Source organism: Roseateles albus (genome assembly GCF_028595345.1).
GTDB classification, from domain to species: Bacteria; Pseudomonadota; Gammaproteobacteria; order Burkholderiales; family Burkholderiaceae_C; genus Paucibacter_A; species Paucibacter_A albus.
In genome coordinates this window covers 42421-67566 of the sequence record NZ_JAQQXT010000020.1, presented here as the reverse complement: position 1 = coordinate 67566, position 25146 = coordinate 42421, and the positions used below count along the sequence as shown (strand labels likewise).

Genomic DNA, 25146 nt, shown 5'->3' with positions numbered 1-25146 from the left:
TCGCAGGCAAAGGCCTACTCGGCATCGGAGATGCTCAGGCCTTGCTCGGCGAGCCAGGCCAGACCTTCTTCGACGCTGGCCGAACTGCGATAGGGCGCCAAGCGCAGCGCCCGCTCGGCCAAATTGCGCACCATCACAGCATGAAAGCGCGAAGGTAGAACATCAGACACGGCCACCATGCCGTGGTGGACGCCGTCCTCGAAGAAACGCCACCAGGCCTCTAGCGCCTCTGGCGTGCCGCCCTCCCAATCCAGCGCGTCGCTGAGCAGCCCCCAGGGCGCGCCGCTTCTCGCGATCCACAGGGCGCGCGCCTCGCGGTGCAGGTTCTGCGCCGCCAGCTCATTCCACGCGCCGCTGTAAACGGCCATCAGCACATCACCTTGCCAGCGCAAGCTATAGCTGCCATGTTGGGACCAGCCGGGCATCGTTACTGTCTCAGGAGTTAATGGTTAGCAAACAAGCTCAAGCCGAGCCCGTTTGCTCAGCGGCGGCAATCTGCCGCAGCGCTTGCTCAAAGACCTCGGGCGGCTGGCCACCCGAAATCAAATGGCGCTGATTGATGATGATGGCGGGCACCGAGCTGATACCTTGAGCCTGCCAGAAGGCCTCGGCCTCGCGCACTTCCTCAGCCAAGCTGTCTGAGGCCAAGAGCGCGCTCGCCGCTGTGCCGTCCAGACCCACGCCAACGGCGGCTTCCAGCAGCACCGCGTGCGAGCCCGGGTTCTTGCCGTCGGTGAAATACGCTTTCAACAAGGCCAGTTTGAGCGCGTGTTGCGACTGCGGATCTTGCAGCCCGGCCCAGTGCAGCAGGCGGTGCGCATCAAAGGTGTTGTAAATGCGATCGCGCGCGCCCTTGGTGAAACTGAAACCCAGCTCGGCGCCGCGCGCCCGAATGGCCTCGCGGGTCTGCTCCAGTTGTGCCGGCGCCGCGCCATATTTGCGCGCCAAGTGGGCGTTGATTTCCTCGCCCTCGGCTGCCATTTGCGGGTTCAGCTCGAAGGGCTGAAAGTGCAGCTCGACCTGCAGTTCGGGCAGCTTGTCCAGCGCTTTTTCTAGAGACTTCAGGCCAATGGCGCACCAGGGGCAGGAGACGTCGGAGACAAAATCGATTCGCATAAAGCTGACTGTAGCTCAGCCAGCGGCCTGCCGCGCTGGCCATGTGGCCAGCAGCACGCCGCCCAAGGCCAGGCCATAGGAAGCGGCCTGCAGCAGGCTGAGCCGCTCGCCCAGCGCCAGGCCGACCAAGCCGGTGGCGAGAGGCAAGAACACCATGAAGACGCCCGCCTTGGCCGCCGGTACTTGGCGCAGCCCTGTCATCCACAGCCAGACGCTGATCATGCTGGCCGCCGCCGCGTAAAAGACCAGCAAGGCCCAGTTGGCGAGGCTAGGCCCGGCGAAGTCAAAGCTGATGGCCTGCCATAGGCCCAAGGGTGTGACCAGCAACAAACCCCACACATTGATCAAGGCGCTGATGCGCCGCGCCGACACCTGCGCGGTCAGGCGCTTGCCGATCACCACATAGCTGGCCTCGCAGAACACGGCGGCGAGCAGCAGAGCGGGCCCGAGCAGGGAGGCCGCGGGTGTCGATGCGTCGGCATTTTTGTCCAGCGCCACCAGCGCGATGCCGGCCACACCGAGCAAAACGCCCAGCATCACGGGGGTGCTGATTCTTTCTTTGAGAAAGACCCGGCTCAGCAAGGCGACCGCCGCCGGGATGCCTGCCAAGATGACGCCGGCCACGAGGGCCGAACTGTGACGCAGGCCGAACAAGAGGCAGATCGAAAAGAGAAAATTGCCGATCAAGGATTCAAGAAACAGCAGCCAACGTGTTCGGCTGTCCAAGGCGGGCTCGTTAGGGCTGCGTCGGAGCCAACTGGCCATCAACAGGGCCGCAATTGCAAAGCGCAGCCAGGCCAGTAAGAACACCGGAAAGACCAGTAAAAGTAGTTTGGACAGGCCCACATAGCTGCCCACCAAGCTGGTGCTGAGGGCGAGGGCGGCATAGGCTGACCAGGGTGTGGCGGGCAAAAGGAGTTTGGGCATGTAATCATCATGCCCGCAGTCCATCTAAGCCGGCATCTTGGAGCAGACGAAAAAAACCCCGGCACGCGGCCGGGGTCTGGGCTTGTTAAAGCACAGCGTTTATTTGGCCGTCAGCACCCAGGCGGCCAGCACCTTGGCTTCGGCAGGCGACACCTGCGCATTGGCCGGCATCGGCACCGGACCCCAGACGCCGGAGCCACCCTTGACGATTTTGTCGGCCAGCTTGGCCACGGCGTCCTTGTCTTTGGCGTATTTGGCCGCCACGTCCTTGTAGGCCGGGCCGACGATCTTCTTGTCGACGGCATGACAGGCCATGCAGTTTTTCTTTTGCGCCAAATCGGCGCTGGCAAAGGCCGGCTGCGCCAATGTGATGGCGGCCAGGGCGCTCAAAGCAGGGAGAAAAGTCGTGGAGAATTTCATGCGGTCCTCTCGGTTACAAACAAAATCACTTTCGGCCTGTCCAAACCTGAATGTGAACTACAGTTTAATGAAGGGTGAACAGGGCCAGTCGGGCTCATTCTAGAGCGCAGTCCAGCGCCCTCGCACCATCAAGCGGAGATCTCTCAATGTGGTTTGTTGCTATCGGCGTGTTGACGCTGCTGCTGAAGTTGCTCGGTATCGGGCCGGTCGCGGCCTGGAGCTGGTTGCTGGTCTTGGCGCCTTTCGCGGTGGCGGTTGTTTGGTGGGCTTGGGCCGATTCAAGTGGCTTGACGCAGCGCAAGGCCATGCAGCGCCTCGAGGAACGCAAGGCCGCCCGGCGCGAGAAAAACATCGTCGCCCTGGGCCAGGGCGACCCTCAAAAAAAGCGCAAATGATGCGCGGCTATTCATCGTCCTTGAAGCGCTGACGAATCTCCAGCACCTGCTCCCAGCGCTCGAAGAAGCGGTCGACACAAACCGGGTCGAAGTGGCTGCCACGGTGAGCCTTTAGATGGTCGGCGGCTTGCTCCAGCGACCAAGCTTTTTTATACGGCCGCTCCGAGGTCAGGGCATCAAACACATCGGCCACCGCGACGATGCGGCTGAAGATAGGAATCGCCTCGCCAGCCAAGCCCTGCGGATAGCCGCTGCCATCGAACTTCTCGTGATGACCGAGCGCGATGGCAGCACCTGTTTGCAAGACCAGCGATGAGCTGTCTTTCAGAATTTCGTGTCCGATCTGCGCATGCTGCTTCATCACCTCGAACTCTTCGGGCGTCAGCCGGCCCGGCTTGAGCAGGATGGAGTCGGTGATGCCGACCTTGCCGATGTCATGCATGGGCGCGGCTTCGAGCAGCAACTGCCGGTCGGCATCGGACAAGCCCAGGCCCTGGGCAATCAGTTCGGAGTAATGCGCCATGCGCAGAATATGCGCGCCAGTTTCGGGGTCGCGATACTCGGCCGCTTTGGACAGTCGCACCACGGTTTCGCGTTCGCGCGCCAACACATCTTGCGTGGCCTTGGCGACTTCGCCGGCCAGCCATTCGGCCCGGTCGGCCAGCTTGTTGCGGGCTTCTTCCAAGGCCACCATGGCCTGCTTGGTTTGACGCTGGGCTCGCTCGGCCAGCGCGTAAGCGGCCGCGTTGTCCAGCGCAATGGCACCGTAGGCGCACAGCGTTCGGCAAATCGCCGCCTCGCGCTCTCCGTAGGCATTGCTGAGTAAGGATTGGACCGACATCACGCCTAACAAGCGCTCTCCGATGGCCAGCGGCGTGAACAACATGCTGATGGTGGCCAGGGGCCCATTCAAATGGGCCGGGTGTTCTTGCGCAGGTCTTTCGTTCTCGATCAGCTGTTGGCGCGAGCGCGCGCAGCGTGCCGTGTGCGAGCGGGGGTGCTTGAGCGGAATCTGCTGCGAGGGGACTTCAGCAGTGCCCGCGCTGCTGAAGGCGGCGTTGAGGACTTCACCCTCGTCGTCCAGCAAAAAAACAAAGAAGGCGCTGACATCCATCAGCTGCGCAAGGTGGCGTTGAAAGGTGGCGAAGATGGCTTCGCTCTTGAGGTTGCCGGTCAGCTCCATGCCGATCTGGCTCAGCACCTCCAGCGTCGCGCTGGCTTCTTCCAGCGCCTCGGCGCGCTGCGCCTGCGCCTCGGCCAACTGGCGTTGACTCTGGGCCTCGGCGCGTGCGCGCTCGCTGTCTTGGCGCACCAGCAAGGACTCGGCGCGATGATGCGCCTGCGCGAGGCGTTCATTCGCGCGGGCTTGGGCGGCGGCCTGGCCGTAGGCCTGGGCCTGCTGTTCGTCACCGCTGGCCGCGTAGGCATTGGCCAGGTCGCTGAGCAAGTCGATAGGCACCGCATAGGCCTCAATGCCGGCGGCGAGTGCCAGGGCCAATTTCAGGTAATGCAGGACCGGGTTGGCCTCGCTCATGCCCTCGGGCGCGGGCAGGGGATAGGTTTGGTAGAGCTCGGCGAAGACTCGCAAGATCTTCACCTGATCGTCGGTGCCGCCTTGACTGCGGGCCAGCTCCAGCGCGTCTTGCCCCTTGCGCAAGGCCTTGTCGACCTGCCCGATGCGGCACAAGGCCATGGCCTGACCTGACCAGGCGCGGTAAAGATAGGCGGCACTGCCGGCCAGCTCAGCCTTCTCCTCGGCCTTGCTGAAGTGGAGCAAGGCCGCGTCGGGGTTGCCGGTTTCGAGGGCAAGCTCGCCCAGGTACAGCTGCGCCAGCATATGGCCTTGGGAGGCTGGTATATCTTGCAAGGCCAACATGGCCTCATGGAGCGTGGCATGGGCGTCCGCATAGCGGCCCAGCAGTCGCTGGATATTGCCGGTCTGCACCAAGGCCATGCCCAGCGGCGCGGGCCATGCGGCTTGGCGCGCGCCGCTCAAGCCGCGCTCGCCCCATTCCAGCGCTGCATCCATATCGCCCAGCGAGGCTAGGGCGTCGGCAGCATTGCCGGCCGCATAGATGGACAAGCGAACTTGCCCGGTTTCGGTTGCGGCATTGAAGGCTCGCACAAAATACTGGCTGCCGGCACCGGGTTTGCCGGTCAGCCCGGCGACGATGGCCTGGGTGCTGGCCAAACAAGCCGTGGCGGCAGGCCCGAGCGTCGCGCAGCGCTGCTCATCGAACAAATCGTGCAGCTGCAGCTCGGTGGCGGGCGCATCGCGAAAGGCGGTATGGGCCAGGCCGCGCGCCTGTGCAGCGGCCTGGCGATCAGCATCGCCGCCGCTGCGAAAATCTTCGATGGCCGCGTTCATAAAGGCATTGCCGAGCAGCACATCCCCGCGCTCCAGGTACACGGTCGCCAAGGTCCAACGTGCATCGCCGCAGCCTATACGGTCGCCTGCTTTGTCAAACAGCGACAGCGCGCTCTGAGCCAGCTGTTCGGTGGCGTCGAGTTGCCCATACAGCCAACTGATCTCGGCGCTGAGCAATTGCAATCGTGCACGATGAGCGTCGCGGCCGATTTCTGCAAGCTGCGGCATATCGCTCAGCATTGCTTCGGCCTCGGCGGCGAGGATCAAGGCGCGGTGGCAATCGCGTTGGCGCAACTGCCAAGCCAGCGCAATGCGCAACTCCAGGCCTTGAAGGCTGTTCAAGCCATTCATGACGCTCAAGTCGTTCAGCTCGGTCTCCATCGCCAGGACTTGATGATTGAGTGCAAACCATTCCATGCGCGGCCCTGATCCTTGTTGCTTCTACGAAAGTGCTGTCGCAGTTTCTCCCAAAACAGATCAAGCGATGAGGCAAACTGCCGCCTTTTGGGCGGCAATTACTGGCTTTTTGAGCTGCGCTCAAATCAACGCAAGCGTCGCACCTGCCAGACATAGCCGGCCAGGCCAGCCAATGCCGCCAGGCTCAAGTAGAAACCTACCGAGGCGGTATTGGCCGCGCCGTTGAACCCGAGCGCGTCGAGCGGCGCCAGATCGCGGGCGTTCAAGGCGATGTAGAGCCAGCCCAAGAAGAAAGCCAAAAAGCAGCGAGCCGTCTTGGCGAGCACGCCCATCATCGCGGCCAGCGCGCTTAAACCGAGGATGCCGCTGAGCAAGGCCAGGCTGCCGAGCAAGTTGCCCGTAAGTGCCCAGCGCAGCGCGATCACGCCCATGAACATCAGGCCCAGCAGGCAGCTGGCCGACAGTTGACTCAGGTAGCGGCGACCGGCACCACCGCGTCCGCTGCAGGCCAGCAACTCGGTGTCGGCCTGAAAGTCGCGGCTGCTCAGCTCGCTGATCAAGACGCCCCAGCAAGTGGCGATGGCGATCAGCGGCCCCGCCAGCGACGCCGCAGGCACGATGGCACTCGCGGCGATGGACAGCAGCAGCAAGGCGATCGCGGCGGGCGTGCTGGCCAAGCTCAAGGCGGTATCGGCCAAGACTTGACCGGCCAAGCCTGGCAGCTTTGCGGCTAGCCAGAACAGCGGCTGCACCAAGCGGCTCAAGGGTTTCAACCATGCGTTGAGGACGGCCAGCGGTGAGCGCCTCGCGGCGGCCGCGCTCAGCTTGACCCGGTCGGGCGAATAGCGATGAAAACACAGTCGCGCCAGCACCAGCGGCAGCAGCGCCAACATGAGGGCAAGGCCGCGCGTGAATAACTGGCTGGTGGACCAGCTCAACTCCTTGATGCTGATCGGGGCGAGCTCGGGGTTGAAGCTGCTCAGCCCCAGTTGGACCGAGGTACTGCCCAGCTGCGCGCTCAGCTGCGACACGGCGGTCACGATGCCGGTGAAGTCCAGCAGCAGCCAGGCCGGAGCGGGCGCCAAATCAGCCGAGCCAATGCTGGCCATCAAGGCCAGCAAGGCTACCCAGATGAAGAAGTAAAGCACATCACCGGCCTTGCCCATTAAAACGGTGACGCTGTCAAACAAAGTGGCGCAAGCAGCGGTGAAGCACAGGCTGGGCAGTAGCACGAAGGCATAGGCCCGCAAATAGACGCCGAGCTCGAGCGGGCCCACGCCATGGCTGAGATGAAACACCAAGGTCGAGGCCAGGTAGGCCAGCACCAGAACGCCCAAGTAGAGCAGGCCGGCAAGCGTGCGGCCCAACAGGAAAGCGGCAGAGGAGGCCGGCGCACAGGCGATCACCGCACCCAAACCACTGCGCATGTCCTCAGCGGCACGGCCGCGCAGCAAGAAAAAGCCGAATAGCGTCAACAAGGGGCTCAGCAAGGTGGCGCTGGCCAATGCCAGCGCGGCACTGGTATTGAGGACTCGGGTGTCTTTCACCACCAGCAGCGCGGTGTTGTCAACAGGTGCTGCGATGATCAGCCAGGCCAGGCCCAGCATCGCGGCAAAGGCGAGCAGGCTGCCAAGCCGGCGGGTGCGCAAGCGCCACTCGGTCAGCACCATGACGAGGAGTAACTGCCCGTTCATGCGGCCAATTCCAAGGCTGCATAGCGGCGCGCCATCAAGGCCTCTTCCAGGCTCGGTTCGGCGTGGCTGGCGTCACGGCAGGGCGAGTGAGGGTGGGCGATGCGGACATTGATGCGCTCACCTTGCCGCTGCGCATGCAGAACATGAACTTGCGCGCGCAAGGACTCGAACTCGGCCGCGTCGATATTGGCCTGCCAGACCTGGCCATGCGCGGCTTGCAGGATCGCGTCCGGGGTTTCAAACGCGATCAATCGACCGTTCTTCATGATGGCCAATTGGCCGGCAATGCTCTCGACGTCGCTGACGATATGGGTCGACATGATGACCAGCTTTTTGAAGCCCAACTCGGCCAGCAAATTGCGAAAGCGCAGGCGCTCTTCAGGGTCTAGGCCGGCGGTGGGCTCATCGACGATGAGGATGTCGGGGTCGTTCAGCAAGGCCTGTGCGATCCCGAGGCGCCGGCGCATGCCGCCTGAGAAGCTGGCGGCGGGGCGCTTGGCATGGTCTTGCAGGTTCACCAGTTCCAGCAAATGGCGGATGCGCGCCGGGTCGCGCACGCCCTTCAAGGCGGCGAAATACTGCATGAACTCCAAGGCGCTGAGGTTGGGGTAGACACCGAAATCCTGCGGCAAAAAGCCCAAGCGGCTGCGAATCTGTTCCGGCTTTTTGACGATGTCCTGACCCTGGAAAAGAATCGCGCCGCTGCTCGGCCTGGTCAGGCTGGCAATCATCTGCATCAGCGTGGTCTTGCCCGCGCCGTTGTGGCCGATCAAGCCGACCACGCCTTGCGTCAATGTCATCGTGACCTGATCGACCGCGCGGAGCTGGCCGCCGAAGATTTTGCTGACCTGCTGAAGTTCTAGCATGGGGTTCCTTGGTGGGGCTGTGCCGTAACAATGCCCGCACGATATTCAACCCTGGCCTTGCATGCAGTGCTTTTGCGACAGACTGCAAAAAGCCGGTGCCACACAGTCTGCGCGGCGCTTTGCCCTTCTATCGCTGGCCGTCAAGCCTGCTTATCAAGGCCTGCTCAAGCAGGCCGGTAGCCTTCGCGCCACTGCTCGAAGACCGGGGTGTCCATCGGCTTGGCGAGCAAATAGCCTTGCACCAAGTCGCAGCCTGCATTGCGCAGCACCGCCATCTCGGCCTCGGTTTCGACGCCCTCGGCCGTCACGGTCAGGCGCAAGCTGTGCCCGAGCTTGACGATGGAGCCGAGCAGCTCCTGGCGGCGCGCGTCGAAATTGACCCCGTCGACAAAACTGCGGTCAATTTTGAGCTCATGGACCGGCAGCATTTGCAAATAGGCCAGCGAAGACTGGCCGGTGCCGAAATCGTCGATCGACAATTTAACGCCCAGTTCATGCAGCGCATGCAGCATTTGGATGGGCTCCGGCCCGGCGGCCATCAGACCCGATTCGGTCAGCTCCAGATGCAGCAAATGGGGCGGCAGATTGGCCTGGCTCAACAGGGTCGCGACCCGTCCGACCAGACTGGGGTCTTGCAAATCCAGGGTCGAAACATTGACGGCGATGCTCAGGCTCAAACCCTGCGCATGCCAGGCAGACAACGTGCGCACCGCGCGCTCAAGCATCCACTGGGTGATCTGCCGAATGCGCCCCGTTTGCTCGGCAAAGGGCACAAAGTCACTTGGGGGCAACCAGCCCCGCACCGGGTGCTGCCAGCGCACCAGCGCTTCAACGCCTTGCAGGCTGCCGTCCCGGGCCGAGACTTTGGGCTGCAGAAACTGCCGCAAGTGGTTGTGCGCCACCGCTTCTTGCAGGTCGGACAGCAAGCTCAGCTGCTGCTTGCGCGCTGCTTCCAGTGTCGGCACATACAGGCTGGCATGCGAGCGCAGGCGCTTGCTCTCGAACATTGCCTGCTCGGCCAGCCGCACCAGGGCTTCGCAGCCTTGGCCATGCTCGGGGAATAGCGTCATGCCCAGCGAGATGGACAGATCCAGGGTCTGGCCCTGCCAACACACAATATGCTGAACGGCTTGCAAGACCTTGTCGGCTTGGGCCTGCGCCTGCAGGGCATGGCTTGTGCCTTGCGCAGGCGGCAAGGGCAGCAAGACGACAAAAGTGCCTCCGCCCAAACGACCCAGACAAGCGCCGCCGGCGAACAGATCGCGCAGCTTATCCGCAGCGCCGACCAGCACTGCGTCGCCGGCCTCGAAGCCGAGGATGTTGTTGATGGTCTTGAGCCGGTCCACGTCCAGGCACAGCAGCAGCGCAGCGCCCCCGTTTGCGAGCAGCGGCTGCAGCTGTTCGTCGCCCAGCTTGATGAAATGCGCGCGCTGCGCCAAGCCGGTCAGCAAATCGATATTGGCCTGATGCTGCAGTTGGCGTTCGCGGTCTCCCACCGCTTGCGCCAGTGTGTTGACGGCGCCGCTGACACGGCTGACTTCATCGCTGCCTTGCCGATCGATGCGGTGCTCGTAATTGCCCGCCGCGATCAAGCCGGCACCGGCCTCGGTCTTGGACAATGGGCCGGTGATGCTGCGCGTGACCAAGGCTGCCAGGCCCAGACCCAGTACCAAGGCCAACAAACAAGCCAGCAACACGGCGTCGCGATCGCTCGCAATTTGTTCCCGCAACCGGGTCGCTTCGGCAAAAGAGGCTACCTGTTCGGCGCTGGAGAGATCGCGGATGGCTTCGGCCAGTCGGCTCAGGCTGGCTTCGGTTTCGTTGCCCAACATGCGCCGGGCTTCTTCGAACAGTTCGGCTTCGAGCAGGTCGGCGGTGAAGCCGTAATGGGCCCGGTACTCTTCCAAGCGGCCGCGCATCAGCATGAATGCCTCGTGGCGGGGGCCAGCGGGGAGGCGCAGCTCGAGTTGACTGAGTGCCTTGTTCAAACGCTGATTGGCGGCGTCGATGGCGGTGTAGGCCAGCACGCGTTGATCGCGCTTGGCGCTGATCAAGACCAACAGTTTGCGCGCGGCATCTTCCGAGCCGGCGCTGATGTCGGTGATCAACTCCGCCGTCTGCGCCTGCTCGGCCACCAACTTGGTCAAAGCCTGGGAGAAGTGGCCAAAGCGTGTGATCGCCATGCCCGCCACCAGCAAGAGCAAGACCAGCAGAAACGAAAACACCAAACTCAGGCGTGGTCCGATTCGCAGGCGGGGAAGCAAAGACAGCATGGCAAGATGGTCGTAGCCAGGACCACCTATCTTAGAGGCTTGGCGCCGCTTGCCAAGCTGCTCAATTGATGCGCAGCCAAGTTGTTTTCAACTCGGTGTATTTGTCGAAGGCATGCAGCGATTTGTCGCGCCCGTTGCCGCTTTGCTTGTAGCCGCCGAAGGGCACGGTCATATCGTCTTCGTCGTATTGGTTGACATGCACGGTGCCGGCGCGCAGCGCCCTTGCGACCCGATGGGCCCGGTCGATATGACTGCTCCAGACGCTGGCTTGCAGGCCGTATGGGCTGTCGTTGGCCATGGCCACCGCCTGTGCTTCGTCTTTGAAGCGCAGCAAGCTCATCACCGGGCCGAAGATCTCCTCGCGCGCAATCTTCATCTGCGGCTGCGCCTCGAATACCGTAGGTTCGACAAAGTAGCCACCGCTGGCCTCGCGCGACTGCTTGGCGCCGGCCAAGACGCGCGCGCCTTCTTGTAGGCCCGATTCGATATAGCCCAACACCGTGCGCAGTTGCCCCTCGTCCACCAAGGCGCCCATCACGGTGGCGGCGTCGAGCGGATCGCCCGCTTGATACTGAGGCACTTGCGCCGCCACCAAGGTGGCAAACTCATCGGCGATGTCTTCGTGCACCAGCACGCGCGAGGGCGCGTTGCAGGACTCGCCTTGGTTGAAGAACATGCTGCCGGCCACGGTCTGCGCGGCGCGCTGAAGATCGTCAAAGTCCGGGAAGACCAAAAAAGCCGATTTGCCGCCGAGTTCGTTATAGACCCGCTTCAGATTCGAGCGGCCGGCGTATTCCAGCATCTTGCGCCCGACCCGGGTCGAGCCGGTGAAGCCAATCGCGTCCACGTCCATGTGCAGGGCCAAAGCCTCACCAGCCTCATGGCCGAAGCCGGGCACCACATTGAAAACCCCAGGCGGCAAGCCGGCCTCCATGGCCAGCTCGGCCAAGCGCAGCGCGGTCAGTGGGGATTTCTCGCTAGGTTTAAGCACCACCGAGTTGCCGGCGGCCAGCGCGGGCCCCAACTTCCAGGCCGACATGATCATCGGATAGTTCCAGGGCACGATGGCGCCGATCACGCCCATGGGTTCGCGCTGTATCAAGGCCAGTGCTGTCGGGCCAGTGGGCGCAATCTCGTCGTAAATCTTGTCGACCGCTTCCGCGTACCAGGCGATGCAGCGGGCTGCTGCCGGTACATCGACGCTGAGCGAATACTGGATGGGCTTGCCCATATCCAGCGTTTCCAGCAGGGCCAATTCCTCTTTGGCGGCCAGGATCAGATCGGCAAACTTGAGCAACACGCGCTTGCGCGCTGCGGGTGGGCGCCTGGACCAGCGGCCGTCATCAAAGGCGGCGCGGGCGGCGGCCACCGCCGCGTCGATATCGGCCCCTTGACCCCTGGCTACCGCCCCCAAGCTCTTGCCATTGATGGGCGAGATGCAGTCGAACTGCTCACCGCTCAGGCACTCGACTCGGCGCCCGCCAATGAAGGGGCGTCCATCGATTTTCAATAGGGCGGCGCGTTCATGCCAGTTGATGGAGGGTTTGCTCATGAATTTGCCTTTTGCTCTATTTAGAACTTCACCACCACCGACGCGCCAAGCAGGTTGTTGCTCTTAGAGAAGCTGCCGTCCTTGACCAACTCGAACACCGAGCGGTCGGCGCGGTCGTAGCGATACTCCAGCTTGAACGTGGTGTTGAGGTCGTAGAGGTAGTTGATGCCCAGTGCCAGCGCCATTCGATTGGCACCGCGCTCGGTGTCGGTCAGCAACAGATCGCCGGTGTCGCCGTCGCGGCCCGTCATGGTCGGGCCAATGCCGTTGCGTGCGTCGGCGCCGAAGCCCAAGAGGCCGCCGCCGTTCTTGCTGTTCTTCAGGTAGTCAAGCCGCCCGACGGTCTCGAACCTTGGGTTGAACTTGTAGGCCACCAGGCCCGACAGACCCCACCATTCGGAGTTGCGCAAGGCGCCGGTGTCCGGGTTGGGGCTGATCGAGGCCTGCTTTTGGCCACCGTAGCTGACCTGCCCCTGCATCGTCCAGTCGCCGCGAATGTAGTAGCCATCGACTTCGAACAGATTCAGCATGGTGCTGCCGGTGCCGCCTATGCCGTTGGCGGCCTTGCCATGCACGCCGGCAAATCCAAAGCCGTCAAACTCGCCCTTGGCATAGTCGACCCGGTAGGCAATCACCGGTGACTTCTCGCCCGCCGGCAGCATCGAGGCATTCAAATTGGCCAAAACTGCCTTGGTGATCCATTTGCCGCTGGTCACCTCAAGGCCGGCGCCGGTGTAGGCGGTGGGCAGGGTGAAGTCGAATAACAAGTTATGGGTGACTAGCTTGTTCAGCGTCGGCTGCAACATCTCATAGCCCGACCAATCCGGCATATGGCCGGCAATCAGGCGCGTCTGCAAGTCGCCCAAGGGTATCGACACGCTGGCTTCTTGGATCACGCTGCCGTTGCCAATCACCGCATCGGTGCCGCGGTTGGGTGACAGGGTCAGGTGCCAGCGCGTGCCGCCTTCGGTCTCCTTGAGCAGGTCAAGGGCGACCGTGCCGATATAGGAGTTGTCATAGTGGTAGCCGCCATTGGCCACATTGTTCAGGAACTGGAAACCTGCGCGGTTCTGATTGCGGTTATAGATATAGCTCGGGTCCATATAGCCGCTGATCTTCAGGTTCTTCAGGCCAAAGGCTTCCATGCTGTCTTCCAGCGCCTCGGTCTTGACGGCGATGCGGTTGAAGTCCTGCGCCTGCTGCGGAGTCATGCCCCATTGCGCGGTGGCCGGCGCTGCAGCCGTGGCGGCCGGCTTGGCTTCATTGGCCTTGAGCTTTTCTTCCAACTGATTGACGCGATCGCGTAAAGCGCGCAGCTCCTTCAGCAGTTCTTCATTGGTTTGCGCCAAAGCTGCGCTGGGATAGGCGCTTGCAATTGCCAGAGTCAATGCTGCGAATATTGGGAATTTCATCAGGTTCTCCGGTTTACATCTATCAAATTCGTCAGTGGTATTCATTGGCCGCATCATTGGCCGCACTCAGTTGCCACGTTGTGCCGCAGCCATCTCTGCGCTGCGGCGGCGCTCTGCCCGTGCAATCAAGTAACTCGCCAGCACCACGCCTATTGCCACCACCACGATGATGACGGTCGCCACCGCATTGATGCTGGGGCTGACACCCAGGCGGGCACGGTTGAAGATCACCAAGGGCAGGGTCGTCGAGCCCGGGCCGCTCAAAAAGGCCGACAGCACCACGTCGTCAAGCGACAAAGTGAAGGTCAAAAGCCAAGCCGAAAACATCGACTGCGTGATCATCGGCAGCGTCACCAGCAAGAACACCTGCAAGGGCTTGGCGCCGAGATCCATCGCGGCTTCTTCCAACTGCGGATTCAGTTCCGACAAGCGCGCCTGAATCACCACCGTCGCATAAGCCATGCCCAGCAGCAGATGGCCGAACCAGATCGTCAGCACTCCCTTGGGCAGGCTCCAGCCCAGGCTGGCCTCCATCGCGCGCTGCAGCGTCACCAGCATCAGCAGCAGCGACAAGCCAACGATCACCTCGGGCATCACCAGGGGCGCATTGACCATGCCCGCGAAAAGCGTGCGGCCCTTGAAGCGCTTGTACTTGACCAAGGCGAAGGCCGCAAAAGTACCCAAGAGCACCGAGGCGCAGGCGGTCGCAAAGGCAATCTCCATCGAGAGCCTGAGACCCGTCAGCATCTCGGTGTCGCTGCTCAACTCCCGATACCACTTCAGCGTGAAACCACCCCAGACCGAGGGCAGCTTGGAGTCGTTGAAGGAGTAGACGATCAGCGCCACGATGGGCAGAAAGAGGAAGGCAAAGCCCAACAGCAACCAGATTCGGCCAAACCAGATCGTCGCCTTGGGGCCGAGCAGCGCGCGTGTCACTCGCGCGTTAGCGGCTTGGGCGCTCATGATTTGCCTCCTGTGCCGGATTGACTTTCGGCTTGATACTTATTGAACAGCGCCAAGGGCACGATGATCAAGAGCACCATCACGACGGCGACGGCCGAGGCCATAGGCCAGTCGTTGTTGCTGAAGAACTCATCCCACAGCACGCGGCCAATCATCAGCGTTTGCGGGCCGCCGAGCAGCTCTGGGATGACGAACTCACCGACACAGGGGATGAACACCAGCATCGCCCCGGCAATGATGCCGGCCTTGGACAGCGGCACCGTGATGCGCCAAAACGCTTGCCAGGGCGTGGCGCCGAGGTCGCTGGCGGCTTCGAGCAAACGCAGATCCATCTTGGCCAAGTTGGCGTACAGCGGCAAGATCATGAAGGGCAGGTAGGTGTAGACCATGCCGATGACCAAGGAGAAGGGCGAGTTCATCAGCTTGCCCGCAGCCGGAATCATGCCGGCGGCCAGCAGCAGTTGGTCGAGCCCCAGACCGATGATGGCCTCGGACACCCAGCCATGCTCGCCCAACAAGCCCTTCCAGGCATAGACACGCAACAAGAAGCTGGTCCAAAACGGCAGCATCACCAGCATCAGCAAGGCCGGTTGCAGCGAGGTCTTGGCCCGCGCCATGAAATAGGCAAAGGGGTAGCCGATGAACAGGCAGCCCACCGTCGTGATGGCGGCGTACTTGAGGCTGGCCATATAGGCCTTGACGTAAAGATCGTCCTGGGTGATGAAGACGTAATTGCTGGTCTTGATGGCCAAGCGCCAGACACCGTCCGCATAACTGAGCAGATCCTTGAAATGCACTGTCTCCATCTCGGAGACGCTGATCTTCAAGACGATCAGAAACGGCAGGGCAAAGAAGGCCAGCAGCCAGGCATAGGGCAGTGCGATGACCGCGCTGCGGCCATTTATCCAAGCCTGAAACCAGCTTTGAAGAAACTTTGGGGTCCGCACGATCAAGGGCCTCAGTGCACCAGCACGACTTGTGCCGTGGGGGACCAAGAAGCCCAGACCTGCTGATCCCAGGTCAGCGGGTCGGCACGGTGACGTGCCAGGTTACTTTCACTGACTTTGATCATCTGCCCGCTGGGCAGCTGCAAGTGGTAGACGGTGAAGGCACCAAAATAGGACAGCTCACGCACCTTGGCGAGCACCTGATTGAACTCACCCTCGGGCTTTTCGCTGCTCAGGCGAATTTTCTCGGGTCGCAGCGCCACACCGACCGCCATGCCGGCCGTGCCGGTGATGCCGTGGCCGACATAATGTTTGCAATCAGCGCATTCGATGACGACATGGTCTGGCTCGTCGACGGCCAGCGTGCCTTCCATCATATTGACGTTGCCGATGAAGTCAGCGACGAAGCGGGTGGAGGGTGTCTCGTAGATATCGGCCGGCGCGCCGATCTGCATGATGCGGCCCTCGCTCATCACCGCGATACGGGTGGCCATGGTCATCGCTTCTTCTTGGTCATGCGTCACCATCACGCAGGTCACGCCGACGCTTTCGATGATGTTGACCAGCTCGATCTGCGTTTGTTCGCGCAATTTCTTGTCCAAGGCGCCCAGAGGTTCGTCCAGCAGCAGCAGTTGCGGCTTTTTGGCCAAGCTGCGCGCCAAGGCCACACGTTGCTGCTGGCCACCTGAGAGCTGATGCGGCTTGCGCTTGGCGAACTTGCCTAACTGCACCAGCTTGAGCATGGCCTCGACGCGGGCGGCGGTTTCCTCTTTGGGCAGGCCGTCGCGCCTCAAGCCGAAGGCAATGTTGTCCCACACGGTTAGATGCGGGAACAGCGCATAGCTCTGGAACATCATATTGATGGGCCGCGCATAGGGCGGCAGGCCGGCCAGGTCTTGGCCGTTCAAGATGATGCGACCGCTGGTGGGCGTCTCAAAGCCCGCCAGCATGCGTAAGAGCGTCGTCTTGCCGCAGCCTGAAGAACCCAGCAGCGCAAAGATCTCGCCCTTGGCAATGTCGATCGAAACCCTGTCCACGGCGACCGCGCCGCCGCCGAAGTCCTTCACCACGTTGTCGATTTGCAGATAGCTGCTCGTTGCCGTGGAGGCTGCTTGCGCTGCGTTGGCCATCTTTACAGCCCTGTTTTGAAGGATGTGTAGATGCGCGTCATCTGGCGGCGGATGTCGTTGTTGATCGCGTCCGGTGCAGCCATCTTTTTCAGATCGGCCTCGCTCAAGAAGACGCTGGGGTTGTTGGCCACCTCGGGCTTGACGAATTTTTTAGATTCCTTGTTCGGGTTGGCGTAGAACACCTTGTTGCTCAAGGACGCATGGACCTCGGGGCGCAAGATGTAGTTGATGAATTTATGCGCATTGCCGGGGCGCGGCGCGTCCGCCGGGATCACCATCACGTCCATGAAGATGATGCCGCCGGTCTTGGGGATCAAGGCCTGGATGTTCTGGCCGGTCTTGCCGTCAATGGCGCGCTGGCGGGCGATATTGATGTCGCCGGAGAAGCCCAGCGCCAGGCAGATCGAGCCATTGGCAAGGTCATTGATATAGCCGGAGCTGCTGAACAGGGTCACATAGGGGCGGATGGACTTCAACAGGGCGGGCACCTGCGCAAAGTCCGCCACCGACTTGGTGTAAGGCGGCTTGCCCAGATAGTGCAGGGCTGCGGGCACGACCTCGGTGGCCGAGTCCAGCATGCTGACGCCGCAGCTCTTGAGCTTGGACACGTACTCGGGTTTGAACAAGAGGTCCCAGGCGTTCTCGGGCATGGGCGTGCTGCCCAAAGCGGCCTTGACCTTGTCGACATTGATGCCGATGGTGGTGTATCCCCACAGCCAGTTGACGAAGAACTCGTTGCCCGGGTCCAACTTGGCCAACTGGGCCTGCACATCGGGGTCTAGATTCTTGTAGTTGGGGATCTGCGACTTGTCGATCTTGCGCAGCAAGCCGCCATCCGCTTGCAGCTTGGCCCAATAGCTGGACGGCACAACGATGTCATAACCGGTCTTGCCGGCAACCAGCTTGGCGTGGACGATTTCGTTATTGTCGAAATTGTCATAACGCACCTTGATGCCGGTTTCTTTCTCGAAGTTCTTGATCGTGTCTTCGGCGATGTAGTCGGACCAGTTATAGACGTTGAGGACTTTTTCTTCCTCCTGGGCCCGCGCGGCTTGCCCAAACATCAGGGCCAGGGCCGCAGCCCCAACAGAAGTGACGGTGCGAAGCGTGCTCAGTTTCATGGAAATCATCCTCAGCAATTGCAAATGAAAAGTGAATCTCTATCGCTTGACAGTCTAGGCACAGGCGGGTCGCTGCCCATCCGACTAAACCCGCAGATGTGGCGGGCGCGACACCATCGCCGCGCTCCAAGGTCTCGCCTGGTTCAGAGCAAGCCTGATTGACTCAACTCTTCCCAGGTCTGGTCCAGGCAACGCCTGATCAAGCCCATCATTTCGTCGATCTGCGTGCGTGTCATCACCAGCGGCGGTGCCACGATCATGCGGTCGCCCACGGCCCGCATGATCAGGCCGTTAGCGAAACAGTACTTGCGGCAGATCATGCCCACTTCCAACTCACTAGCAAAAGCCGTGCCTGTCGGCTTGTCCGGCGTCTTGCCCTTGACCAACTGAAGCGCGGCCATCATGCCGCAGCTCTGGGTTTCGCCGACCAGCGGGTGCTCGTTCAGCTCGGCAAAGCGCTGTGCCAGGTAGGGGCCGATATCGTCGCGCACATGCTCCACCACATGCTGCTCCCGCAAGAGCTTCAAGTTAGCCAGCGCCACCGCGCAGGCGGTGGGGTGGCCGGAATAGGTGAAGCCATGGTTGAACTCGCCGCCCTCTTCAATCAAGACCTTGGCCACGCGCGCGCCGACTAGCACGCCGCCCAGCGGGATGTAGCCGGAGCTGACACCCTTGGCAAAGGTCATCAGGTCGGGTTTGAAACCCATGGTCTCGCAGCCAAACCAGTTGCCGGTGCGCCCGAAGCCGCAAATCACCTCGTCGCTGACCAAGAGAATGCCGTATTTGTCACAGATGCGCTGGATCTCGGGCCAGTAGGTCGAGGGCGGCACGATCACGCCGCCGGCCCCTTGCACGGGCTCGCCGATGAAGGCCGCTACCTTGTCGGCGCCTAGGGCCAGAATCTTCTCTTCCAGCCAGCCAGCCGCCTTGAGTCCAAAGTCCTCGCGGCTCATGTCTTGGCCATGTTCGAACCAATGCGGCTGTTCGATATGGGAAATGTTCGGGATGGGCAGGCCGCCTTGTGCGTGCATGCCGCTCATGCCGCCCAAGGAGGCGCCGGCCATGGTGGAGCCGTGATAGCCGTTGATGCGGCCGATGATGATCTGGCGCTCGGGGCTTCCTTTCAGATCCCAGTAACGACGCACCATGCGCACAATCGTGTCGTTACCTTCGGAGCCCGAGCCGGTGAAGAACACATGCTCGAAGCCGGGTGGGCTGATCTCGGCCAGCACCTCGGCCAGCTCGATCGCCGGCATGGTGGCGGTCTGGAAAAAAGCGTTGTAGAAAGGCAGCTCGGCCATCTGCTTGGCAGCCGCCTCGATCAGGCTTTGCTGCCCATAGCCAACATTGACGCACCACAGGCCACTCATGCCGTCGAGGATTTTGTGGCCCTCGCTGTCCCAGAGGTAGATGTTGTCGGCCTTGCTGATGATGCGCGAGCCTTTTGCTGCCAGGCCTTTGAAGTCGGTGAAGGGGTGGAGGAAATGGCGGGCGTCTGCGGCCTGCCATTCTTGGGTTGTGCGGTTTGACTTGCTCATGGTGCTTCCTGTGCTGGGCTTGGCGTTGACTTAGACGTGCAGCAGCAAATGCTCACGCTCCCAAGGCGAGATCACTTTCATGTATTCCGCATACTCGATTTCCTTGACTTCGGAATACACGGTCACAAAAGATTCGCCCAGAATCGCGGCTAACTCTTTTTCTGCACGTAGAAGATTGAGCGCCTCGTGCAAGCTGCGCGGCAGCTGGAAGTCGCCCAGATAGGCGTCGCCCTTGCACTCGGGCGCAGGCTCGATTTTGTTTTTGATGCCCAGGTAGCCGCAGGCCAGGGTGGCGGCCAGGGCGACATAGGGGTTGGCGTCGGCGCCGATGACGCGGTTCTCGACCCGGCGCGCTGCCGGGTCGGCCAGCGGCGAGCGGATGCCGACGGTGCGGTTATCCGTGCCCCATTGAATATTGATGGGTGCGGCGGTAAAGCGGGCCAAGCGGCGGTAGCTGTTCACATAAGGCGCAAACAAGGCCATCGCAGCCGGGATGTATTTCTGCAAGCCGCCGATGTACCAGAAGAACTCTTTGCTGGGGCTGCCGTCCTCGTTGCTGAAGAGGTTGCGTCCTGTGGCCTTGTTGATCACGCTTTGGTGCACATGCATGGCACTGCCGGGCTCGCCCGCGATGGGCTTGGCCATGAAGGTGGCGAACATATCGTGGCGCAGCGCCGCCTCACGCACCGTGCGCTTGAAGAAGAACACCTCGTCGGCCAGGCCCAGCGGATGGGCGTGGAAGAAGTTGATCTCCATTTGCCCGGCACCGACCTCATGGATCAAGGTGTCAACATTGAGCTCCATCTTTTCGCAGTAGTCATAGACATCTTCGAACAGCGGATCGAACTCGTTGACGGCGTCGATCGAATAGGCCTGACGCGAGGTTTCGGCGCGCCCCGAGCGCCCCACAGGGGGCTTGAGCGGCTGGTTCGGGTCGGTGTTGCGCGCGACCAGATAGAACTCCAACTCGGGCGCCACGACCGGGTCCCAGCCTTCGGCTTCGAACAAGCCGCAAACACGGCGCAGCACCGAGCGCGGCGCAAACGGCACCAGCACGCCATGCCTGTCGTAGCAGTCGTGGATGATTTGCGCGGTCGGGTCTATCGCCCAGGGCACCAGGCGCGCGGTGGTCGGGTCAGCGCGCAAATGCATATCGCGGTCATTCGGGCTGATGACGTCGTAGTAGGGGCCTTCCTCGGGGAACTCTCCCGTCACGCCCATCGCCACCACCGCCTCGGGCAGGCGCATGCCGCGGTCTTCGGTGAATTTTTGGCGCGGCAATATCTTGCCGCGCGCCACACCGGTCAAGTCCGGCACCAGACATTCGATCTCGGTGACGCGCTGCTGGCGGAACCAGTTTTCCAGTTCGCTGAAAGTGAAATTGCTTCTATCGACCATGGTGTTTCTCCGACTTTTCTTGGGTTCCGCAGAGTGCGGGGAATGATGATGAAAAAGGCGTTGAAACTGGGCGCTAGGTCTCCGGGTCGCGCAAGGAGTCATGGCGCAGCGGATGGATCTGGTCCCGGTAGTCTCGGCAGGCTTGGCCGAAGGCTTGCAGCAATGCCATCGAATGCGGGTTTTGCGCCGCCTGCCATTCGGGGTGCCATTGCACGCAGAGCGCAAATTGGCTGCTGTCTGCCACCACGCTGAAGGCTTCCACCAAGCCGTCGGGCGCCACCGCTTCGATGCGCAGGCCCGGCGCCAAGGTTTTCACACCTTGGCCATGCAGCGAATTGACTTGAATGTGCGCGTGACCCAGCAGCGCCTCGAGTTGCCCGCCGGGCAGCACTTGCACCGGATGGGTGTCGGCATAAGCGATCTCATTCGGCTGCCCTTCGGGCGCGCGGTGGTCCTGCAGGCCGGGCTGCTCCTGCACCGCCTGATGCAAGCTGCCGCCCAAAGCAACATTGGTTTCTTGAAAGCCTCGACAGACCGCAAACAGTGGCAGGCCGGCGGCTACCGCACGGCGAATAAGCGGCAGCGTCAGCGCGTCGCGCTCGGGGTCCAGCGGCAGGGCGGGGTTGTGTACCGCCTCGCCGAAATGGTTCGGATGCACATTCGACGGCGAGCCGGTCAGAAAGATGCCGTCGGCCAGACTTAAAAGCTGCTCCAAGTCCTCCAGCGCCGTCGATGGCACGACCAGTGGCAGGCAGCCGGCCAGGCGCACGGCGTCGAGATACTTCTTGCCCGCGATATGAAAGGGGTGGCCATTCAGCGGCAAGTTGCAGGCCGGCACCAGCACGAGGGGTTTTGCCTTGGGTTTTGTGTTCGGGGGACTCAAAACATATCCTTCAATCGGTAGTAAGCCATGCCCAGCACAAGGGCCGGCATGCGCATCAGTTTGCCACCCGGAAAGCTGCGGTGGCGCAGTTTCGAGAAACAGTCAAAGCGGCCCGCATCGCCTCGTATGGCCTCGGCCACGACTCGGCCGGCCAAGCCCGTCAGTGCCAGGCCATGGCCCGAAAAGCCCTGCAGATAATAGACGTTAGCGTTGGGCCCCAGGCGGCCAAAATCGGGCGCGCGGTTCATGGAAATATCAACAAAGCCGCCCCAGACGTAGTCCAGTCCCAAGCCTTGCAGCTGGGGGAAGGTTGCCAAGATGCGCTGCTGCATGCTGCGCCGTAGGTCCCGCGGCGACGCGGTGCTGTAGCTGACCCGGCCGCCGTAGAGCAAGCGCTGATCGGCAGTCGGGCGAAAGTAGTCGAGCGCGAAATTGGTGTCGCAAACCGCCGCACGCGAGGGGATCAAGGCTTTCAGGCGGGCGGCGTCCAGCGGCTCGGTGCAGGCAATATAAGTGCCGACCGGCATGATGCGCTGACTCAAACTCGGCGCCAGATCTGGCGCGATTTCTTGCAGATAGATATTGCCCGCCAGCAATACTTGCGCTGCGCGCACCACGCCGTTGGCGGTGCTCAGGCGAACTTGCGGGCCATGCTCAAGCGCGGTCACCGCACTGTGCTCGTAGATCCGCACGCCCAAATCCCGCGCTGCTTGGCACAGGCCCAGGCAATACTTGAGCGGATGCAGATGGCCGGACTCGGCATCGAAACAGCCGGCGGCAAAGCGCGGGCTGGCTATCCAGTCCGGCAACTCTTTGGCGTCAATCCAGCGTTGGGCAAAGCCGTAGTTCTGCGCCATGGCCTCGACGCCGGCTTTCAACTCACCCGCCTTGCGGGCGTTGGTGGCCAAGCTCAGGTAACCGCTTTGCCATTCGCAATCGATGCCGAACTGCTCGCTGCGTTGGCGAATCATCTGAACGGCCTCAAGACTCATGGCCCAGATGCGCTTGGCTTCATCCAGCCCCAGCTGAGCTTCGATCGTGACTTGGTCGCAAGCCAAGCCTGCCAGCGCTTGCCCGCCATTGCGCCCCGAAGCGCCGCCGCCTACTTGGCCTGCTTCCAGCACCACCACGCTCAAGCCGCTGCTCGCCAGCTCGATCGCTGCCGACAAGCCGGCCAAGCCACCTCCGACGATGGCGACGTCTGCCGTTAAGGCGTCTTTGAGCGAGGGATAGGTCTCGAGCCGAGGCGCGGTGGCCGCGTAATAGCTGTCGCGTGCGAGATCGCGGTCTATGCTGAGTAGGCTCATATTGATGGAGCCCCCCGCCCGCGCCATACGCGGTCGGCCCCCCGGGTGGGCCAAGTCGTTCTTGGGGCGGCCCGGCGAACGACTTGCACGGCGCTAGGCAATCCCTTCAGCATGAATATCAAGCCGCGCGTTTCAAGGCACCGCGCACGGTGTCGATGATGTGGTCGATATGCTGTTTCTCGATGATCAGCGGCGGGCTCAATGCGATGGTGTCGCCGGTGGTGCGCACCAACACGCCTTTTTCCCAGCAGTCGAGAAAGATGGAGAAGGCGCGCTTGCCCGGCTCTCCCGGCAGCGGCGCCAACTCGCAGCCACCGACCAGGCCCATATTGCGAATGTCGATCACATTTGGCTCGCCCTTCAAGGAATGCAGGGCCTCGGCGAAGTAGCCTTGCATCTCGCTTGCGCGGGTCAGCAAGCCGTCTTCGGCATAGGTGTCCAAGGTGCCCAAGGCCGCCGCGCAGGCCAAGGGGTGGGCCGAGTAGGTGTAGCCGTGGAAGAACTCGATCAAGTGCTCCGGCCCTTGCATAAAGGCATCGTGGATGAACTGCTTGGCGAACACCGCGCCCATGGGCACGCAGCCATTGGTCAGGCCCTTGGCCACCGTCATCAGGTCCGGCGTCACGCCAAAGGTCTGCGCAGCAAACGGATTACCTGTGCGGCCAAAGCCGGTGATGACTTCATCGAAGATCAGCAAGATGGCGTGCTTGTCGCAGATCTCGCGCAGCCGTTGCAGATAACCCTGCGGTGGGATCAGTACGCCGGTCGAGCCGGCGATCGGCTCGACGATCACCGCCGCAATCGTCGAGGCGTCATGCAGCGCGATCAGGTTCTCCAGATCATTGGCAAACTCGGCGCCGTAGGCCGGCTGCCCCTGTGAGAAGGCATTGCGGGCCGGGTCATGGGTGTGGCGGATATGGTCAACGCCGCTGAGCATGGTGCCGAACATCTTGCGATTGCCGACCATGCCGCCGACCGAGATGCCGCCAAAGTTGACGCCGTGATAGCCGCGTTCGCGGCCGATCAGCCGGGTGCGCGCACCTTCGCCGCGCACGCGGTGGTAGGCGATCGCCATCTTCAGCGCGGTTTCCACCGCCTCGGAGCCGGAGTTGGTGAAAAAAGCCTTGTTGAGGCCGGCCGGGGTCAGTTCAACCAGACGCTCGGCCAGTTCGAAGGCTTTGGGGTGGGCCATCTGGAACGGTGGCGCAAAATCAAGTTCTGCGGCCTGCTTTTGAATGGCCTCGACGATCCGGGGGCGATTGTGGCCAGCGTTGACGCACCACAGGCCGGCAATGCCGTCCAGCACCTGGCGGCCTTTGTCGTCGGTGAAATACATGCCGTCGGCGCCGGTGATCAGGCGCGGCGCTTGTTTGAACTGCCGGTTGGCGGTGAAGGGCATCCAATAGGCATCTAGCTTGGCGTCTGAGTTGGCCTGTGGTTTGCTGGACATGGGCTCGACCTTGTTTGAGTGTGCGGGCTGTGTGCCCGAATACCTAACAGTCTAGTCAAGCGGCGACGCAATAGGTGAGCGCTTTGCCTGGGCGTAAACCCGATGTTTTGCAATCCGGCGTCATAATTTCGACATCTTTTGGTGAATTGTGCGAAATATGAGTTCTGAAGTGAAATTGGATGCGATTGACCGCAATATCTTGAACGAGCTTCAAAAGGACGGCCGGCTGCCCAATGTGGAGTTGGCGCAGCGTGTGCATTTGTCGCCCTCGGCCTGCCTGCGGCGCGTCAAGCACCTGGAAGATGCAGGCGTGATTGCCCAATATGTGGCCTTAGTCAACCCGCGCGCAGTGGGCAAACAAGGCATCAGCTACACCATCATCAACCTGGAGCGCATGACGACGGCGGCTTTAGCCGCCTTTGAGGGTGCGGTGCTGGCCAGCCCGGACATTCTCGACTGCTTTTACGTGGCCGGCACCAACGACTATGTGATCCGCTTCGCTTACAAAGACGCAGAGGACCTGGAGCGCTTTCACACCGATGTATTGATGCAGCTGCCCGAGGTGGCGCGCTCCAACTCGATGTTAGTGCTGCGCACGATCAAACGCACGACGGCGTTCAATCTTTAGACCGCTGATGCCAGGGCGGTGAAGTAGGTCAAGCCGGCCAGCGTGGCGGCCAGGGCCATGGCGGCGTCTTCCACGCGGGAGCTGCGGGCTTGGGGGGCATAGCTGCCTGCGACGCCAGAGCATGCGGAGATGTCCGCAGCTACTTTGCCTTCGCCCGCCATGGGCGAGACGAAGTAATGCTGCGATGTGGCGATGAAATTGCTCAGTGCGAACATGGTGGGGCTCCTTTTGTTGTTGGGGCCGGCCCGGCATGCTGAGGCAATTGCGCTGTAAGCATGCGGGCTGGCTGATCGCTCGGGTGCGTCATTGCTGCACCACTGCCCGCAGTTTCACGAAAATCA

At 61.9% G+C, this 25146-nt stretch carries 22 protein-coding genes; 2 read left to right on the top strand and 20 right to left on the bottom strand.

Annotated elements, in window-relative coordinates; all coding sequences use genetic code 11:
* Window positions 1-14: 14 nt before the first annotated feature.
* The 4 genes from PRZ03_RS22605 to PRZ03_RS22590 all read right to left on the bottom strand — a co-directional run bounded on the left by PRZ03_RS22605 (window position 15) and on the right by PRZ03_RS22590 (window position 2463).
* A complete protein-coding gene (locus tag PRZ03_RS22605; protein WP_273602373.1) occupies window positions 15-425 on the bottom strand; it encodes a hypothetical protein in 411 nt (136 codons plus the stop codon).
* A gap of 37 nt (window positions 426-462) precedes the next feature.
* Window positions 463-1116 carry a DsbA family oxidoreductase gene (locus tag PRZ03_RS22600; RefSeq protein WP_273602372.1) on the bottom strand — a complete coding sequence of 218 codons (654 nt, stop codon included), beginning with the start codon at window positions 1114-1116 and terminating at the stop codon, window positions 463-465.
* A gap of 15 nt (window positions 1117-1131) precedes the next feature.
* Window positions 1132-2043 (bottom strand): DMT family transporter, encoded by a 912-nt coding sequence (locus PRZ03_RS22595; RefSeq protein ID WP_273602371.1) that lies wholly within the window; start codon window positions 2041-2043, stop codon window positions 1132-1134.
* A 99-nt stretch (window positions 2044-2142) separates the two neighbouring features.
* Window positions 2143-2463 (bottom strand): c-type cytochrome, encoded by a 321-nt coding sequence (locus PRZ03_RS22590; protein ID WP_273602370.1) that lies wholly within the window; start codon window positions 2461-2463, stop codon window positions 2143-2145.
* 146 nt (window positions 2464-2609) lie between these two features.
* On the opposite strand from PRZ03_RS22590, the gene PRZ03_RS22585 reads away from it, so the two are divergent.
* Entirely contained in the window at window positions 2610-2858 is a 249-nt protein-coding gene (locus PRZ03_RS22585; RefSeq protein WP_263535326.1) for a TIGR04438 family Trp-rich protein, read from the top strand.
* Between the two features lie 7 nt (window positions 2859-2865).
* Here PRZ03_RS22585 and PRZ03_RS22580 read toward each other — a convergent pair whose 3' ends face one another.
* The 15 genes from PRZ03_RS22580 to PRZ03_RS22510 form a co-directional block, all read right to left on the bottom strand.
* Window positions 2866-5643, bottom strand: coding sequence for an HD domain-containing phosphohydrolase (locus tag PRZ03_RS22580; RefSeq protein ID WP_273602368.1), 2778 nt, complete (start codon window positions 5641-5643; stop codon window positions 2866-2868).
* 125 nt (window positions 5644-5768) lie between these two features.
* Window positions 5769-7337 (bottom strand): hypothetical protein, encoded by a 1569-nt coding sequence (locus PRZ03_RS22575; RefSeq protein WP_273602367.1) that lies wholly within the window; start codon window positions 7335-7337, stop codon window positions 5769-5771.
* Complete coding sequence (locus tag PRZ03_RS22570; protein WP_263535323.1) at window positions 7334-8203, bottom strand: ABC transporter ATP-binding protein; 870 nt, start codon at window positions 8201-8203, stop codon at window positions 7334-7336. Before PRZ03_RS22570 ends, PRZ03_RS22575 begins: the two co-directional genes overlap by 4 nt.
* A 164-nt stretch (window positions 8204-8367) precedes the next feature.
* Window positions 8368-10476 carry a putative bifunctional diguanylate cyclase/phosphodiesterase gene (locus PRZ03_RS22565; protein WP_273602366.1) on the bottom strand — a complete coding sequence of 703 codons (2109 nt, stop codon included), beginning with the start codon at window positions 10474-10476 and terminating at the stop codon, window positions 8368-8370.
* Window positions 10477-10537: 61 nt separating this feature from the next.
* Window positions 10538-12028: an aldehyde dehydrogenase gene (locus tag PRZ03_RS22560; protein ID WP_273602365.1), complete on the bottom strand. Its 1491-nt coding sequence runs from the start codon at window positions 12026-12028 to the stop codon at window positions 10538-10540.
* Between the two features lie 20 nt (window positions 12029-12048).
* Entirely contained in the window at window positions 12049-13440 is a 1392-nt protein-coding gene (locus tag PRZ03_RS22555; RefSeq protein WP_273602364.1) for a DUF3138 family protein, read from the bottom strand.
* 66 nt (window positions 13441-13506) lie between these two features.
* Window positions 13507-14403, bottom strand: a complete 897-nt coding sequence (locus PRZ03_RS22550) for an ABC transporter permease subunit (RefSeq protein WP_273602363.1) — start codon at window positions 14401-14403, stop codon at window positions 13507-13509.
* Window positions 14400-15350 carry an ABC transporter permease subunit gene (locus PRZ03_RS22545; RefSeq protein WP_263535318.1) on the bottom strand — a complete coding sequence of 317 codons (951 nt, stop codon included), beginning with the start codon at window positions 15348-15350 and terminating at the stop codon, window positions 14400-14402. Before PRZ03_RS22545 ends, PRZ03_RS22550 begins: the two co-directional genes overlap by 4 nt.
* Window positions 15351-15361: 11 nt before the next feature.
* On the bottom strand, window positions 15362-16480 hold the full coding sequence (locus tag PRZ03_RS22540; RefSeq protein ID WP_263535317.1) for an ABC transporter ATP-binding protein: 1119 nt from the start codon (window positions 16478-16480) through the stop codon (window positions 15362-15364).
* A 2-nt stretch (window positions 16481-16482) separates the two neighbouring features.
* Complete coding sequence (locus tag PRZ03_RS22535; RefSeq protein WP_409993988.1) at window positions 16483-17544, bottom strand: polyamine ABC transporter substrate-binding protein; 1062 nt, start codon at window positions 17542-17544, stop codon at window positions 16483-16485.
* A gap of 200 nt (window positions 17545-17744) precedes the next feature.
* Window positions 17745-19139 carry an aspartate aminotransferase family protein gene (locus PRZ03_RS22530; protein ID WP_273602362.1) on the bottom strand — a complete coding sequence of 465 codons (1395 nt, stop codon included), beginning with the start codon at window positions 19137-19139 and terminating at the stop codon, window positions 17745-17747.
* A gap of 30 nt (window positions 19140-19169) precedes the next feature.
* Window positions 19170-20537 (bottom strand): glutamine synthetase family protein, encoded by a 1368-nt coding sequence (locus PRZ03_RS22525; protein WP_263535314.1) that lies wholly within the window; start codon window positions 20535-20537, stop codon window positions 19170-19172.
* Window positions 20538-20610: 73 nt separating this feature from the next.
* On the bottom strand, window positions 20611-21420 hold the full coding sequence (locus PRZ03_RS22520; protein ID WP_273602360.1) for a gamma-glutamyl-gamma-aminobutyrate hydrolase family protein: 810 nt from the start codon (window positions 21418-21420) through the stop codon (window positions 20611-20613).
* Window positions 21417-22727: an NAD(P)/FAD-dependent oxidoreductase gene (locus tag PRZ03_RS22515; RefSeq protein WP_273602359.1), complete on the bottom strand. Its 1311-nt coding sequence runs from the start codon at window positions 22725-22727 to the stop codon at window positions 21417-21419. The genes PRZ03_RS22520 and PRZ03_RS22515 overlap by 4 nt, the downstream gene beginning before the upstream one ends.
* 118 nt (window positions 22728-22845) lie before the next feature.
* Complete coding sequence (locus tag PRZ03_RS22510; RefSeq protein ID WP_273602358.1) at window positions 22846-24177, bottom strand: omega-aminotransferase AptA; 1332 nt, start codon at window positions 24175-24177, stop codon at window positions 22846-22848.
* A gap of 157 nt (window positions 24178-24334) precedes the next feature.
* Here PRZ03_RS22510 and PRZ03_RS22505 point away from each other — a divergent pair, with 157 nt between their 5' ends.
* Window positions 24335-24805, top strand: coding sequence for an Lrp/AsnC family transcriptional regulator (locus tag PRZ03_RS22505; RefSeq protein WP_263535310.1), 471 nt, complete (start codon window positions 24335-24337; stop codon window positions 24803-24805).
* Here PRZ03_RS22505 and PRZ03_RS22500 read toward each other — a convergent pair.
* On the bottom strand, window positions 24802-25020 hold the full coding sequence (locus tag PRZ03_RS22500) for a hypothetical protein (RefSeq protein ID WP_263535309.1): 219 nt from the start codon (window positions 25018-25020) through the stop codon (window positions 24802-24804). The two genes, PRZ03_RS22505 and PRZ03_RS22500, sit on opposite strands and share 4 nt — an antisense overlap.
* Between the last annotated feature and the right edge of the window lie 126 nt (window positions 25021-25146).